The sequence below is a fragment of the Serratia sp. CY76391 genome (assembly GCF_052166695.1).
GTDB lineage: Bacteria > Pseudomonadota > Gammaproteobacteria > Enterobacterales > Enterobacteriaceae > Serratia > Serratia nematodiphila.
This window is the reverse complement of sequence record NZ_JBJNOJ010000002.1, coordinates 66,978-80,682: the sequence shown is the minus strand read 5'-3', so window position 1 is coordinate 80,682 and position 13,705 is coordinate 66,978. Positions and strand designations below refer to the sequence as shown.

Annotated in this window: 12 protein-coding genes; 5 read left to right on the top strand and 7 right to left on the bottom strand. The window is 59.9% G+C overall.

Features of this window, described 5'->3' with window-relative positions; all coding sequences use genetic code 11:
* Positions 1-7 precede the first annotated feature (7 nt).
* Positions 8-877, bottom strand: a complete 870-nt coding sequence (locus ACJ8PN_RS07595; RefSeq protein WP_442534777.1) for a helix-turn-helix domain-containing protein — start codon at positions 875-877, stop codon at positions 8-10.
* 178 nt (positions 878-1,055) lie between these two features.
* Here ACJ8PN_RS07595 and ACJ8PN_RS07590 point away from each other — a divergent pair, with 178 nt between their 5' ends.
* Together ACJ8PN_RS07590 and ACJ8PN_RS07585 are read left to right on the top strand one after the other, a co-directional pair.
* Positions 1,056-1,973 (top strand): DMT family transporter, encoded by a 918-nt coding sequence (locus ACJ8PN_RS07590; RefSeq protein ID WP_351110062.1) that lies wholly within the window; start codon positions 1,056-1,058, stop codon positions 1,971-1,973.
* A gap of 54 nt (positions 1,974-2,027) precedes the next feature.
* Positions 2,028-2,924, top strand: a complete 897-nt coding sequence (locus tag ACJ8PN_RS07585) for a PhzF family phenazine biosynthesis protein (protein ID WP_351110064.1) — start codon at positions 2,028-2,030, stop codon at positions 2,922-2,924.
* Positions 2,925-3,073: 149 nt separating this feature from the next.
* Here ACJ8PN_RS07585 and ACJ8PN_RS07580 read toward each other — a convergent pair whose 3' ends face one another.
* From ACJ8PN_RS07580 to ACJ8PN_RS07560, 5 genes are all read right to left on the bottom strand, one after another.
* Positions 3,074-3,373 carry a hypothetical protein gene (locus tag ACJ8PN_RS07580; RefSeq protein ID WP_085336926.1) on the bottom strand — a complete coding sequence of 100 codons (300 nt, stop codon included), beginning with the start codon at positions 3,371-3,373 and terminating at the stop codon, positions 3,074-3,076.
* 110 nt (positions 3,374-3,483) lie between these two features.
* The gene (locus ACJ8PN_RS07575) at positions 3,484-3,882 is read right to left on the bottom strand and encodes an Imm50 family immunity protein (RefSeq protein ID WP_197781495.1); all 399 of its coding nucleotides are present in this window, start codon (positions 3,880-3,882) and stop codon (positions 3,484-3,486) included.
* 67 nt (positions 3,883-3,949) lie between these two features.
* Positions 3,950-4,639 (bottom strand): hypothetical protein, encoded by a 690-nt coding sequence (locus ACJ8PN_RS07570; RefSeq protein WP_351110067.1) that lies wholly within the window; start codon positions 4,637-4,639, stop codon positions 3,950-3,952.
* A complete protein-coding gene (locus tag ACJ8PN_RS07565; protein ID WP_442534776.1) occupies positions 4,639-8,862 on the bottom strand; it encodes an RHS repeat-associated core domain-containing protein in 4,224 nt (1,407 codons plus the stop codon). Before ACJ8PN_RS07565 ends, ACJ8PN_RS07570 begins: the two co-directional genes overlap by 1 nt.
* Positions 8,863-8,893: 31 nt before the next feature.
* Positions 8,894-9,325, bottom strand: a complete 432-nt coding sequence (locus ACJ8PN_RS07560; RefSeq protein WP_351110071.1) for a DUF1795 domain-containing protein — start codon at positions 9,323-9,325, stop codon at positions 8,894-8,896.
* 234 nt (positions 9,326-9,559) lie between these two features.
* On the opposite strand from ACJ8PN_RS07560, the gene ACJ8PN_RS07555 reads away from it, so the two are divergent.
* On the top strand, positions 9,560-10,564 hold the full coding sequence (locus ACJ8PN_RS07555) for an alpha/beta fold hydrolase (RefSeq protein WP_351110073.1): 1,005 nt from the start codon (positions 9,560-9,562) through the stop codon (positions 10,562-10,564).
* Positions 10,565-10,633: 69 nt separating this feature from the next.
* Positions 10,634-11,281 (top strand): dihydrofolate reductase family protein, encoded by a 648-nt coding sequence (locus ACJ8PN_RS07550; protein ID WP_351110075.1) that lies wholly within the window; start codon positions 10,634-10,636, stop codon positions 11,279-11,281.
* A 42-nt stretch (positions 11,282-11,323) separates the two neighbouring features.
* Here ACJ8PN_RS07550 and ACJ8PN_RS07545 read toward each other — a convergent pair whose 3' ends face one another.
* Positions 11,324-12,940 carry a serralysin family metalloprotease gene (locus ACJ8PN_RS07545; protein ID WP_075685853.1) on the bottom strand — a complete coding sequence of 539 codons (1,617 nt, stop codon included), beginning with the start codon at positions 12,938-12,940 and terminating at the stop codon, positions 11,324-11,326.
* 411 nt (positions 12,941-13,351) lie between these two features.
* On the opposite strand from ACJ8PN_RS07545, the gene ACJ8PN_RS07540 reads away from it, so the two are divergent.
* Positions 13,352-13,705, top strand: coding sequence for a protease inhibitor Inh/omp19 family protein (locus tag ACJ8PN_RS07540; RefSeq protein WP_351110078.1), 354 nt, complete (start codon positions 13,352-13,354; stop codon positions 13,703-13,705).

The following is a 13,705-nucleotide window of genomic DNA, read 5'->3' as shown; positions in this document are numbered from 1 at the left end:
CTTCCGGTTAGCGCCCCTGCCGCACCTGCAGCGGAGCAAATCCATAGGCCGCCTTGAAGCGGTTGCTGAAATGGCTGGCGGAGCTGAAGCCGCACGCCAGCGCGATCTCGGTGATCGGCTGTTGGCTATGCCGCAACAGCTGTTCCGCCCGCTGCAGCCGCGCGCGCATCACAAACTGGTGCGGCGCCAGGCCGGTCGAATGTTTGAACATGCGGGCAAAATGGTATTCGCTCAACCCGGCCTGCGCCGCCAGATCGGCCAACAACAAAGGCCGATCCAGGTGGCTTGCGATATATTCCCGCACCCGCCTGGCTACCGCGGGAGCCAGGCCGCCGCGCGCCGCCGGCAGCTTCCACTGCAGCTGGCTGTAGCGCTGGATCAGGTGCGACATCAGCAGGTTCGAGGCGCTGCTGAGCGCCAGCAGGTTGGCGCTGTCCCGCCAGTCGCAGTTGAGCAAAAACTGACGATACAGCAGCGTGATCTGCGGATCTTCGCCGAAGCTGCGTTGCTCCACGTTGATCGCCGCCGGGCTGCGATCCCAGGTTTGCTCCGCCAACTGCCGCAGATGGTTATCGGTGCAGTACAGATGCACGAACGACAGATCGCTGCGCACATCCCAGGTGGAAGCGTACTGGCGCGGCATGATGCAGAAGCGATCCGGCCCGCCGCCGTTGCGCCAGCCGCCCGGCACCTGCTGGTAGCACTCATAGCCGTCGGCGACGTACAGGCTCAGGGTATGGTGGTCGGCGCTTTCCTGCGTGACGCGATCGTTGCAGTTGGACCAGGCCGCCAGCTCCACGCCGGTGCCCAGCAGCACGCGGCCGTGCAGCCGCGCCTTGTGCTCACGCAGTGTTTCAAACGCCTGATAGTTGGACATCGCCGGCCCCGTTGTTCGACATGCTGACAGTGTAAAGAGTGGCGCCGCGGCATGCCAGCGGCCGCCCCGCGCTTTTGGCAAAAAAAGCGCAAGAATATGCAACTGGGCGCAAAGCGATGCAAGCGCCGCCGCGCGCCAAAGCGGATACTGCGCCATCGGTTTTTTCGGAGTGAATAGAATGAATGCGCTGTTGTACCTCGCCGTGGTGCTGATTTGGGGCACCACCTGGATAGCGATTACCCTGCAACAGGAAGGCCCGGTGGCCATTCCCGTGTCGATCGCTTACCGTTTCGCCATTTCCGCCGCGGTGATGTTCGCCGCGCTGTTGCTAACGCGCCGCCTGCGCCGCATCGCCCCGCGCGATCATCTGTTCTGCGTGCTGCAGGGCTGCTGCGTGTTCGGTTTCAACTTCTTCTGCTTCTACCATGCGGCGGCTTATATCAGCAGCGGGCTGGAATCGGTGATCTTTTCGATGGCGGTGCTGTTCAATGCCCTCAACAGCCTGCTGTTTTTCCGCCAGCGCCCCAACCCCAACCTGCTGCCGGCGGCGCTGCTGGGGTTGACCGGCATCGTGGCGCTGTTCTGGCAAGATCTGGCCGCCACCCGCATGGCGCCGGAGCTGCTTAAAGGCATCGGCCTGAGCGCGCTCGGCACCTACGGCTTCTCGCTGGGCAATATGATCAGCGCGCGCCATCAGTGCCGCGGGCTGGATATTTTTTCCACCAATACCTATGCTATGACCTACGGCGCGCTGCTGATGGCGCTGATCGCCCTGGCGCAGGGCGCATCGTTCCAGATGGAATACAGCAGCCGCTATATCGGATCCCTGTTGTACCTGGCTGTCTTCGGATCGGTGATCGCCTTCGCCGCCTACTTCAGCCTGCTCGGCCGCATCGGCGCCGGTGCGGCGGCTTACAGCACCCTGCTGTTCCCGCTGGTGGCGCTGACCATCTCAACGATCTACGAAGGCTACCAGTGGCACTTCAACGCCGTGCTGGGGCTGTGCCTGATTCTGCTGGGCAACCTGGTGATGTTCGCCAAGCCGGGGCTGAGGTGGCGACGGGCAGGTATGCCAAAACAAAATTCAACCCTTTGAAGCCATTGGCGAATATCGTTATCATCAGGTTTTGTTGATAATGGATGATGGCCAATGCTCAGAAGCGATGATGTGACACCCCGCGCCTACCAACAGGTGGACGTTTTCACCGCCACGCCGCTGCTCGGCAATCCCGTGGCGGTGGTGTTGGAAGCCGAAGGGCTGAACGACGCGCAGATGCTGGCATTGGCCCGTTGGACCAATCTGTCGGAAACCACTTTCGTGCTTAAACCGACGCACCCGGCGGCGGATTATAAGGTGCGCATTTTCACTACCGAAAAAGAGCTGCCCTTCGCCGGCCACCCAACGCTGGGCACCGCCCACGCCTTGCTGAAAGCCGGGTTGACGCCTAAACGCCCTGGAACGATGATGCAGGAATGCGGCGTCGGCCTGGTGGCGGTCAATATCCTGCCGGAAGGCACATTGGCGTTCGCCGCGCCCGAAGTTGAGTTCCGCCCCATGGCGGCCGAGGAAACCGAACGGCTGACGGCCGCTTTACGGCCTGCAGTGATTGCAGCAGGCACCCCGCCGGTGATTGCCGAGATGGGCATTCGCTGGCTGATGGTGCGCCTGCCGGACGCGCAGTCCTGCCTGGCGGTAACGCCGGATCAGGCCACGATTAAACAGCTGCAAACGGCTTGCGATGTGGATGGCGTGGTGGTTTATGGCGCCAGCTCCGCAACCGAACCGGCCGATTACGAAATGCGCGCGTTTATGGTGGAATGCGGTGTTTTGATTGAAGATCCGGTAACCGGCAGCGCCAATGCCTGCCTGGCGCGCTTATTGAAGGCCAGCCGCTTCCCCGACGGCGGCCAGACCGCACAGGGTTACCAGGTGCGCCAGGGCACCCAACTGAATCGAGATGGCCGCGTGAGCGTGCGCTTTATTGACGGCGAGCCCTGGATCGGCGGGCAGTGCTGCACCCTGATTAACGGCACATTGGGTATTTAGTTTGGGGGATAACGGGTTGGAGGGGGTGGTTTTATCTGCCCCTTCGGCTTGCCCTAATGAGGCTCAGTAATTATCTCTCGCTGAAAGAAGTTCAGCTAGCGCCTGGTTCTGTAGTAGTTAGCACTATCCAGTACCAACACTATCAATAATCAGGTTCGAAGAAGAAAAACATCCGCTACTTTTTTGGGACCTTCGTAAATTTCGAATTTATCATGCTGAACTATACGCTCTTTAGGTGCAGATTCCATAAGAAAATCTACAGTTCCCAACGAAAACGTCTTGCCATTTTCAGACTTGGACTCCTCTAGCTCAAAAACAACGCTCCAGGCATTATTTTGCCACTCCTTGTCCTCAGGAAATCGAGATACTGCATAATACTTTCCTGCTGGAGGGACTGTTTTTCTCCCGCCCATATGTTCAGGAGTCCAATCAACCTTTACGAGACTCATAACACACTCTCCATTAGATACTCAACACTCACGCTTAGCTTTAATTTCTTTGCTCCAAGTAACCTTGGCGTGATTATTCAAATAAACGACTTCAGCATATATCGCTGGTCCTATTCCAACCAGTCCCATCTTTCATCGATATATGGAGTAATACTTTCTATAGTTAAAAATCTTGCCTTGCAATAAAAATAAAACCCATGATGTTTTATAGTTATTTCAGAGAATTCCTTTAAAGAATTTATTATCGGCGAACACAAAAAACCGACCCTTGACCCAGTAACATTAAATTGAATGACATCTCCAAAAGCAACTACTAAACTCATTGCATTAAAGCCCTCTTCGTTCCATTTTATAGGATACTTTTTGGGTATATCCTTACAATAAAACCTAATCTTTAAATCTGAAAAATGCTCCAATGAGAAATTATCAACTTCAATATTTTTAATGTTAAACTCATTATTAAACATGAATTTGATCTTTTCTTTTCCTATAGCATTTTCAAACCACATATCAACACCTCACGAACAGTTATAGTGCCCCCAAGAACCTCCAGATATAAATCCCAGCATAACATCCCTATCTCTGCGAGCGAGTTTCAAACTTTAATATCTGCTTTTCAAATACCATTGGGTAATGATGGGAAGTTTTTTCAATGAGTTTATCAACTTCTTCCCCTGTCAACCTTGAAGCTCCACTCCATAAGTGAGAATTATTATGTTCATTCCCCCCTGTTAGAATGAAATACCTCTCTGATGTCAGAGTTTCTCCAAAGTGTAATTTACAAGAAATATCACACTCATCATTATACGATTTTATCAACCCTAACAGTGAATCACTCTCACAAATTAAATCCTCCTGCAAGAATAAATAAACCCCACCACCACTATATATTGCTTTATAAATTCCCTCCACAGTTAGAAGGCTCACATCATCACTAACCTCAACCATATCAATAAAATAGTTTCTATTATTAACAATAATATCTTCTTTTTCAATTACATTTTTCTTCAGTTCCATTAAACCGTTTTTACCCACAGCTCTTTTTATACTTTTTATTTTGTCACTTACGTTATCCACATAATAGTCATCATCAAGGAATACAATCCTTTTAACCTTAAAGCTATTTATTGTTGCCCATAACTTTTTTATGTATAGCTCATATTCGTCGCTTGAGAACACATTAATTAAAGAAAGATCCGTGTCTTTTACTGAGACACCAATTTTTTTTAAACTAGCTTTTGCATCAGTAATCAGCTTTGTTCTCATTAGAAGCACCTATCACCTTTGTATTTATTTGTATTCCTTGGTCGGCCTTTCTCATAAGAGAAATGCTCGCCTTTAGTACCATGATAATGTGGTTTCTCAAAAGTGTCATTGTCCGTGAAAACATGCCCTTGATGATGCACTTTTACACGACCAACCTCAGAATTATTTCTCATAATCCGTTCCTCATGCAAAATACCTGAGTTAAGTTTTGAGTTTTCAGATTGGGTTATATCCTCGACTACTTGGACTTGGTATGTTTGCGATGTAGGGATACCTTGTGAACGCATAGCCTCCCTTCTTGCTGCTCGAGACGTCTCAAGCGTTTTATCCCCTGGAAGTTGGTCTCTTCTGGTACTCAACCCAAACGGATCCCCCCACATCAGCGGGTTCGGCGCATACTGATACAGGTTCAACCCACCTTCCAACCCTATCGGATCCTGCGTGGTGAAACGCCCCACCTCGGGTTCGTAGTAGCGGAACAGGTTGTAGTGCAGGCCGCTTTCGTCGTCCTGATATTGCCCGGCGTAGCGCAGCGGCTGCTGATACTGCGCGCCCTGCCGCTTCGCCGCGCCGGCCACCGTCTGGCCCTGCAGCTTGCCGAAGGTGTCGTACTGCCCGGACCAGCACAGGTTGCCCGCCGCGTCGGTCACTTCCAGCGGCGCGCTGTTCAGATCGGTGTGATACCAGTAGATATCCGCCGAGCGGCTGTCGCCCGCCTGCTCCAGCGCCGCCAGCGGGCTCCACGGGCTGGCCGGATCGTAGCTCCAGCTGCGGCGGCTGCCGTCGTCGCGCTGCTCCTGCAGCAACCGGTAACCCTGCCACAGGAAACGGGTCGTCTGTTCGGTTTTGCCCCTGTAGCGCACCGTTTTGCGGCTGCGGCGGCCCAGCGCGTCGTAATGGTACTGCGCGTCGAACTCGCCCTGCGGGCCGCGGCCGTGCGCCTGCACCAGCCGATTGTCGGCGTCGTAGCGGTAGTGCTGTTCGTACAGGCCGTTGCGCCGGCTGATCAGGTTGCCCCAGGCGTCGTAACGGTAAAACAGTTTTTGCCAGTGCGTCAGGCGGTTGTCGGCGATCGGCGCCAGCGGCAGGTGCGCGTCGATGTCGTTCTGCGGGCTGCGTTCGCCCAGCAGGTTATCCGCCAGATCGTACACCAGCCGCGCGCCCGGTTTGCCCTGATTGGGTTCGCGGTGTTGCAGCAGGCGGCCTTCGGCGTCGTAACCGTAGTGCACTTCGCCGCGCAGCGCGTCGCTCACCCCGGCCAGCTCGCCGCGGCCGGTGTAGCGATAGGCGCGCCACAGCACGCCGTCTTCCGGCCGGGTCAATTTATCGTGGCCGAAGGCGCTGCTCTGCCAGCTGCGGCGGCCCATGGCGTCGTAACGCCGCTGCTGCTGCAGCGCGCCCTGGCTGCGGCTGGTTTCCCGGTGCAGGCGATCGCGGGTGAATTCGCTCACCACCTGCTGGTTGAATTTGATGGCGCTGGCGTGGCCGGAGCCGTAATACAGCCACTGCAGGCGATCGCCCTGCGGCAGCGTCAGCGCCTGCAGGTTGGCCAGCGCATCCCACTGGTATTGCAGCTCGCCGTTCACGCCCTGCTCACCGAGCAGCCGCCCGGCGGCGTCATAGCGCATCTGCACGCTGTCCGGCTCGATGCCCAGCGCCGCGCCGCTCGCCGTCGGCAGGCGGTTCAGCTCGCGCAGCCGCCCCATGGCGTCGAAACGGTAATGCCATTCCGCGCTGGCGTTGCCGCGCCAGACCAGTTGCCCGGCCTCGTCGAAGCGGAAGCGCTGTTCGCGCTGCGTCAGCTCGCCCGCGCTGCCCGGCAAGCCGACCTCGCGGTGCTCCTCCAGCAGTCCGGCCGCGCCGTAGCGATAATAATGGCGGGTGTCGTCCGGGCGCTCTTCGGTCAGCACGCGGCCCACCGCATCGTAGCTGAAGCGGTAGTCGCCGCCGTTGCCGTTCTCCAGGCGCGTCAGCCAGCCCTGCGGGCTGTAGTGATAGCGCCGGGTGCGGTTGATGCGATCGGTGATGCTGACCGGCAGCCCCAGGGCGTTGTACTGCCAGCGGGTCAGGCTGCCCAGTGCGTCCTGATGTTCGGCCAGCTGGCCGTGCGCGTTCCAGTTAAAGCGCTCTTCGCCGCCGTCCGGGTGGATCAGGGTATGCAGGCGGCCGCCGTTATCCCACAGGTAGCGCGTCTGGTGGCCTTCGGCATCGGTCTGTGCCGTCAGTTGCCCCAGCCCATCGTAGGTATAAGCCGTGACGCTGCCGGAACAGTCGGTGTAGCGCGTCAGCTGGCCGCGGGCGTCCCACTCCAGCTTCACTTCCCCGCCCAGCGCATCGATCACACTAGCGGGCAGGCTCTCTTCGTCATCCGGATAGCGGTACAGCGTGGCATTGCCCAGCGCATCGACATAGCGCGTCGGGCGCCCCAGCGTGTCCCAGTGCTGCGCTTCGCTGCTGCCGTCCGGGTACGCGACGGCGAACAGCCGGCCGCTGTTGCGCGAATATTGATAGCGCGTCACGCGGCCGAGCGGATCGGTCTCCGACAGCAGGCGGCCGTAAGGATCCCATTCGCTCTGGCGCTGCGCGCCGCCGGGCAGCAGCACGCTGCACAGCTCGCCGCGTTGGTAGATGAAACCGTAGCGGCGCTGATCGAAATCGGTGTACTGCGCCACGTTGTCATCGTCATCCAGCCGCCACTCCGCCCGTTTGCCGTCGCCGCGCACCGCGCTGCGGCGCCCGCCGGCGAAGTCGTAACCGAACTCAAGGGATTCCCCGGCGCTGTTGCGGTAGGCCGTCACGCGCGGCACGCCGTCGATCTCTTGCCATTGGTATTCGTTCAGCAGCCCGGCGGCGTCCTGGTGGCTGATCATCAGGCCGTCGCGCCAGCCAAAGCGCCGCGTCAGCTCACCGGCGCGGTTGCTCACCGTCGTCAACTGGCCCTGCTCATCGTAGCCGTAGCGCGCCAGCGTCCGTTCGCCTTCGGCGGTTTGCAGCGCCACTTCGCGCAGGCGGCCCTGCGCATAGCGGCACATCAGGCGCTGCCCGGCGCTGTCCACCAGTTCGCTCAGCAGCCCCTCGTCGTCGTAGAACAGCGAGGTGGCGTTGCCGATGGCGTCGGTGATCATGCTCAGCCGGCTCGGCTGGTCACCCGCCAGCGGCGGGTAGTGGAAAATCTGTTCGCCGACGTCAAACAGCTGCCAGCTGCCGTCGTCGTTGTGCATCAGCCAGCATTTTTCGGCTTCGCAGTAGGTTTTGTGGCCGCGCGGCACCATAGGGAAAGCGACGAAGTCGCCGGAAGGCGCACGCCACACCAGGCCGTCCTGATACGGCTGCAGGCTGCTCTCCCAAAACAGGTTCCAGCCGCGGCCCAGTACGCCGTCGCCGGGGTTGCCGCTGCGCCAATAGCGCTGCCAGGCGACCGGCAGGCGCGAAGGCAGCACGAAATCGAGATCGTCTTCGCCGTCGAGGAATTTCTGGCCGCTGACGATATCCACCGGCCGGGCGATAATGCCGACCGCGGCGGTGGCGGTCATCAGCGTGCCGGCGCGGCAGGCGATGCGCGCCAGTTTGTTGATGCCGGGCAGCTTGCCCAGCAGTTTGCCGAGCGCCCCCAGCTTGCCGGCAGCGCCGCCCACGCCGCCCACCAGGCCGGCGAACAGCAGAGTCAGGTCAGAGACCTTGTACAGCCAATCCGGCACTTCGGGCTTGATCGGCAAGGTGGTGACGGTGCCGCCGCCGATAAATACGTTGGGCGAGCCTTCCATCACCTGCGCGTCGCAGTTGGTTTTGTCCCCCACGCGCGAGGCGGGCTGGCCGTTGATGCTGACCTTGTCGGAGCCCTGCGCCATCTGCATGCTCGGGCCGTCGTCGCTGCAGGCCACCTGGCTGTTGGTGGCGAGCGCGGCGGGTTTGCCGTTGATGAAGACGTTGGGGGAGCCGGTGACGATATTGCCTTTGGGGGTCAGGCTACCGGCACCGGCGTCGGCAATGCCGTCGCGCGCCGCGGTGGCCGCCTCCCCGGTGAGATACCCCACCGCCAGGCTGGCGCCGATAAGCAGCACGCCGACGCCGATACAGGAAGCCGCCAGGCCGGCGACGAACAGCGCGCCCGCCGCCAATGCGCCTGCGGCGGCGATCAGGCCGCCGACAAGGGTGCCGGCAATCATGCCGGCCAGGGCATGGGAATGCCCGATGATATCGCCGACGCGAGCCGCTTCGGTCATCGTAAGGTCCTTTTACGCAAAGAGTTCATCGTTAGGCCGCCCGGTAACTGCTCAGCACCTGCTGCAGCAGCGCGTCGTCTTGCGGCGTCAGCTTGCGCGCCATCGCCAGAGTGAATACCAGCACCCGCCCCTCCGCCAGCGCGAACACCGCCTGGTTCTGCCAGATGCGTTTGCCGTCGCGCAGGTAGCTGGCGCGCACCCACTCACCGGCGGCCAGCCCATCGCCCAACGTTGCCGTCTCGCGGCTTTTGAACGCCCAGCCTTTCAGCCCCTGCGCCAGCGCATCGAGCTGGCGGGTGACGTAGCCTTCCAGGCTCTCCGCCGGCTGCAGCGCATCGCGGGAAATATTGACTGAGGGGGAAACATCATCGCCGGCCAACAGGACGTTGACCGTGCGATCGGCATAGCCTTCCGGCAAAGCGACGCTGCCTTCGCTGAAAGCGCAGCGGGATAAAGCGGACATGCGAGGATCCTTTTGCATAAATAATGCTTAAGCATCGCATAACTTAGCCTTGAAATAAAACCATCAGATACGGCGAATGTTGCGCGGCGTGACCGCGTTCACTGTGCAAAAGAGCGGTGCCGGAATCTGGCCGGGAATCAAACCGTCATATTACAGAATTATCTGAATCCACCGGCGCGCCGCCGCGCCGATTATGGCTATACTCGGCTTTCGTCCGTTTTTCAGGAGATCAGGATGCTGAGATTCACCCGTAGCGCGCTGCTGTGCGCCACGCTGGCCGCGTTCGCCGCCGGCGCCGCCGAAACGCCGACGTTCGGCCCGGAGCTGCAGGGCTTTCACTACCCCTACCCGTTGCAGCAGTTCAGCTTCACCTCACAGGGGCAGCCGTTAAAGATGGGCTATATGGACGTGCCGCCGGAAGGCACCGCCAACGGCCGCACCGCGCTGTTGCTGCACGGTAAAAACTTCTGCGCCGCCACCTGGCAGGACACCATCAAGGCGCTGAGCAAGGCCGGTTATCGCGTGATCGCGCCGGATCAGATCGGCTTTTGTTCCTCCACCAAGCCGGCGCATTACCAGTACAGCTTCCAGCAGCTGGCGCAAAATACCCACGGCCTGCTGCAGAACCTGAACATCAGCAAGGCCATCGTCATCGGCCACTCCACCGGCGGCATGCTGGCCACGCGCTACAGTCTGATGTACCCGCAGGCGGTGGAACGGCTGGTGATGGTCAACCCGATCGGCCTTGAGGACTGGAAGGCGAAAGGCGTGCCGTGGCGCAGCATCGATCAATGGTTCGCGCGCGAGCTGAACACCTCCGCTGAGAGCATCCGCAACTATGAGCAGCGCACCTACTACGGCGGCCGCTGGAAGCCGGAGTACGATCGCTGGGTGGATATGCTGGCCGGGCTGAACAACGGGCCGGGCCATCGCCTGGTGGCGTGGAACTCGGCGCTGATCTACGACATGATCTTCACCCAGCCGGTGTATTACGAGTTCAAGGATCTGCAAACGCCCACCACGCTGATGATCGGCACCGCCGACACCACCGCCATCGGCAGCGATATCGCCCCGCCGGCAGTCAAGGCCAAAATCGGGCATTATGATGTGTTAGGCAAACAGGCGGCGAAACTGATCCCGCACGCCACGCTGATCGAGTTCGCCGGGCTCGGCCATGCCCCGCAAATGGAGGAGCCGGCGCGCTTCCATCAGGCGCTGCTCAAGGCGCTGCAACCCTGAGCGGCCGGTTGGCGCGGCCGCCGCACGGCGGCTAAACTTTCAGCTGGCACTCAATTGCAGGAGACAGCCATGCGACAGATTATTGCCAGCGCCTTCATCAGCCTCGACGGCGTGATGCAGGCGCCCGGCGGGCAGGACGAAGACCGCAGCGGCGGCTTTCGCTTCGGCGGCTGGACCGCCCCCTACTGGGATGACGCCGTCGCGGAAACGATGAGCGATCTTTTCTCAGCGCCTTTCGATCTGCTGCTTGGGCGGCGCACCTACGATATCTTCGCCGGTTACTGGCCGCAGATCACCGACGAGGCCGACCCGTTTTCGGCCGATATCGCCCGCACGTTCAATCAGGCCACCAAGTACGTCGCCACTCATCACGGCGAGACGCTGGCGTGGGAGAACAGCCAGTGGCTAGGGCGGGACATCATCGCCCGGCTGCGCGAGCTGAAGCGCGGTCAGGGGCCGGTGCTGCTGGTGCAGGGCAGCAGCACCCTGATGCAACAGCTGCTGGCCAACGATCTGGTGGACGAACTGCGCCTGCTCACCTACCCGGTGCTGCTCGGCAGCGGCAAGCGGCTGTTCGATGACAACGCCGCGCCGGCGGCCTTTACGCTGGCCCAATCGGTGGTCTCGCCCGGCGGCGTGATCGTGGCCCACTACCGCCGCGCCGGCGAGGTGGCCATCGGCGACTTCACGGTGGAAAGCGCAGCGGCCCAGTCGTAAAAAAAGGGCCGTTCGGCCCTTTTCTCTTTTCCATCCTCGCCCTCAGGCAAACAGAATATCGCTCTGCTCCACCTGCCCGACCACGTGGATCTTGAAGTCGGCGGCGTAGCTGTTGCTCTGGGTGTTCATCAACAGATCGGTGGTGCCGTTGAAGGCGTCGAAGTTGAGCTGGATCTCGCCTTTCTGGCCGCTGAAGGCGCTGCCGCTGTCGATAAAGCGCAGCTCGCTCAGGCTGTTGTTGAAGCGCAGGCCGGAGAGATCGATTTTGTCGATGCCGTGCTCGAAGTCTTCAATCACGTCGAACGCCGCCACCGTGGACTCTTTGGCGTTGAGATAGACGAAATAGTCGGTGAAGTTATTGGCGTCTTTGCCGCCCCACAGATGATCCGCCCCCAGACCGCCGTACAGGATATCGGAGCCGGCGTTGCCCGCCAGCAGGTTGTCCTGATCGTTGCCGATGATCACATCGCGCCCGCTGCCGCCGATGGCGTTCTCGATGATCGCCCCGCGCGCGATGGCGACGTTCTGCGTGCCGCCGCCGACGCTGGAGAACGCGCCGTCGTTCAGGTTGATCATCTGCTGCTGGCTGTAGCCGGAGAAGTCCAGCGTGTCGTTGCCGCCGGCGTCCCACACCGCGAAGTTGACCGGTTTGCCGTTGTCCGCCGTGGCGGTCAGGAAATCGCGCCCGGTGTTGGAGTTGAAGCCGTACACCGTGTCGCCGGTGCGGGTGCTCATGTTGGCGCCGTACAGTTTTTGGATCGCGGCGATGTCATCCACCATCGGGCCATAGCCGTACACCCCTTTGGTGTCGGCGCCGGTGTAACCGGCGTTGAAATAGCTCATGATCGAGTATTGCAACGAATCCTGATAATAGGCGGCATCGTTCTGGTAGCTCGGGTTGCCCAGCGAGGCGTCATAAGATCCCGGGTGCGCCAGCCCCAGGGCATGGCCCAGCTCGTGGGTAAAGGTCTGGCTGCTGAAGTCGCCGCTAACCGGCGCCTTATGGGTGGCGAAGTTTTTGTTAAACCATACCGTGCCGGCGAAGGCGTTATCGCTGCCCGCTTTGGAACTCGGCGGGTAATAGGCGTACGCGTTGATGGCATTCGGGCCGCTGCCGGCGGCGGTGCTGCCGTCGGCGCGCTGGGTGAAGTACGCGAAGGTGATGTCCGCACGGTGGTTGATATCGGTGGACGCCGCCTCGGTAAAGGTCACGTTCGCCACGTCGGCCCAGGCCTGCATCGATTTCAGCGCCTGAGCCTGCGCCGCCTGAGTCAGCGGCTGCAGCCCCTTGTCGCCGTCGCCGGTCTGGCCGATGCGGTTCAGCGCGCTCTGCGTCAGGAAGGAATAGGTCAGCGCCACCGGCTGGTGATACACCTGATCGCCGTTGTGCGTCAGGCCCGGCCGCGTCAACTGATCGGCGGCGCGATCGAAGCTGAAGTTATCGCGGATTTTACCCAGGTTGTTGATGGCTGCCCCGCCGCGCTGGTTGCTGTACAGGTTAGCGTTGTCCAGCGTGAACAGCGCGCCGTAGCCCAATCCGTCATAGGGGCTGCCGGGCTGGTGATAGTAAAACTGATAGTTGTGATCGTTGGGGGATGTGGCGGCCAGGCTGGTGAACTCATCGTCATCTTGCAAAATGTCGTTGTGGCGACTGCTCATTGCATTCTCCTTTTACACAGTAGGAATCCACTCGCTTTGTAAGACTATTCATCAGTCGTTCTAATCTAAGCCAAGGCTTAGGATTGACCAGTATAGTAATTAACCCCGACGGCGCGAGCCCACGCCGCCGCGCATCACCGCGCCGGGCGTTAAGGCGGAAATAATCATAACGATTTGTATTAGCGCAGTATTAATGAGAAAGATAAGCGTATCGGCAGGCTAATGACTCGTCTTTTTGGGCATGTTATCGCCGGTTAGATCAGAAATATCGAGGATTAAAAAACCTAATCCTTGCCTCATCATCCCGCCGGGAACGTGCTAAGGTGTGAACGGACAGCCGAAAGGAGTGACCCGATGCCAACCCATTTCCTTATGCGCGCCTTGCGCCGCGCCAGCCTGACAGGAGTCGTTATGAGCGTATTGTGCAGCAGTGCCCTGGGCAGTTCACTGCCGTTGCTGGAACCCGCCGCGCTGAAGGGCGACTGGCAGCTCGCCGCCATCGGCGGCGGTAAAACCGTCTGCGAGGTGCAGCTGAGCGACGAAGCGGTAGCCAATACCAACGCCTTCCGCTTCAGCGCCTCAGCCGAATGCCTGCAGCCGCTGGCGCTGCACGCGCTGCCGGTCGCCTGGCGGCCGACGCCGGACGGCATGACGCTGACCGACGCCGAAGGGAGCATGGTGGCGTTTCTGGCCCTGACCGCGCCGAAGCGCTATGAGCTGATCGACCGCAGCGGCCCTTCGCGCTTTGTGCTGATCCCGCGCTAA

Bases quoted from the DNA above. Each gene is read 5' to 3' on its own strand.
- ACJ8PN_RS07595 (WP_442534777.1), bottom strand. From the start codon at position 877: ATGTCCAACTATCAGGCGTTTGAAACACTGCGTGAGCACAAGGCGCGG.
- ACJ8PN_RS07590 (WP_351110062.1), top strand. From the start codon at position 1,056: ATGAATGCGCTGTTGTACCTCGCCGTGGTGCTGATTTGGGGCACCACC.
- ACJ8PN_RS07585 (WP_351110064.1), top strand. From the start codon at position 2,028: ATGCTCAGAAGCGATGATGTGACACCCCGCGCCTACCAACAGGTGGAC.
- ACJ8PN_RS07580 (WP_085336926.1), bottom strand. From the start codon at position 3,373: ATGAGTCTCGTAAAGGTTGATTGGACTCCTGAACATATGGGCGGGAGA.
- ACJ8PN_RS07575 (WP_197781495.1), bottom strand. From the start codon at position 3,882: ATGTGGTTTGAAAATGCTATAGGAAAAGAAAAGATCAAATTCATGTTT.
- ACJ8PN_RS07570 (WP_351110067.1), bottom strand. From the start codon at position 4,639: ATGAGAACAAAGCTGATTACTGATGCAAAAGCTAGTTTAAAAAAAATT.
- ACJ8PN_RS07565 (WP_442534776.1), bottom strand. From the start codon at position 8,862: ATGACCGAAGCGGCTCGCGTCGGCGATATCATCGGGCATTCCCATGCC.
- ACJ8PN_RS07560 (WP_351110071.1), bottom strand. From the start codon at position 9,325: ATGTCCGCTTTATCCCGCTGCGCTTTCAGCGAAGGCAGCGTCGCTTTG.
- ACJ8PN_RS07555 (WP_351110073.1), top strand. From the start codon at position 9,560: ATGCTGAGATTCACCCGTAGCGCGCTGCTGTGCGCCACGCTGGCCGCG.
- ACJ8PN_RS07550 (WP_351110075.1), top strand. From the start codon at position 10,634: ATGCGACAGATTATTGCCAGCGCCTTCATCAGCCTCGACGGCGTGATG.
- ACJ8PN_RS07545 (WP_075685853.1), bottom strand. From the start codon at position 12,940: ATGAGCAGTCGCCACAACGACATTTTGCAAGATGACGATGAGTTCACC.
- ACJ8PN_RS07540 (WP_351110078.1), top strand. From the start codon at position 13,352: ATGAGCGTATTGTGCAGCAGTGCCCTGGGCAGTTCACTGCCGTTGCTG.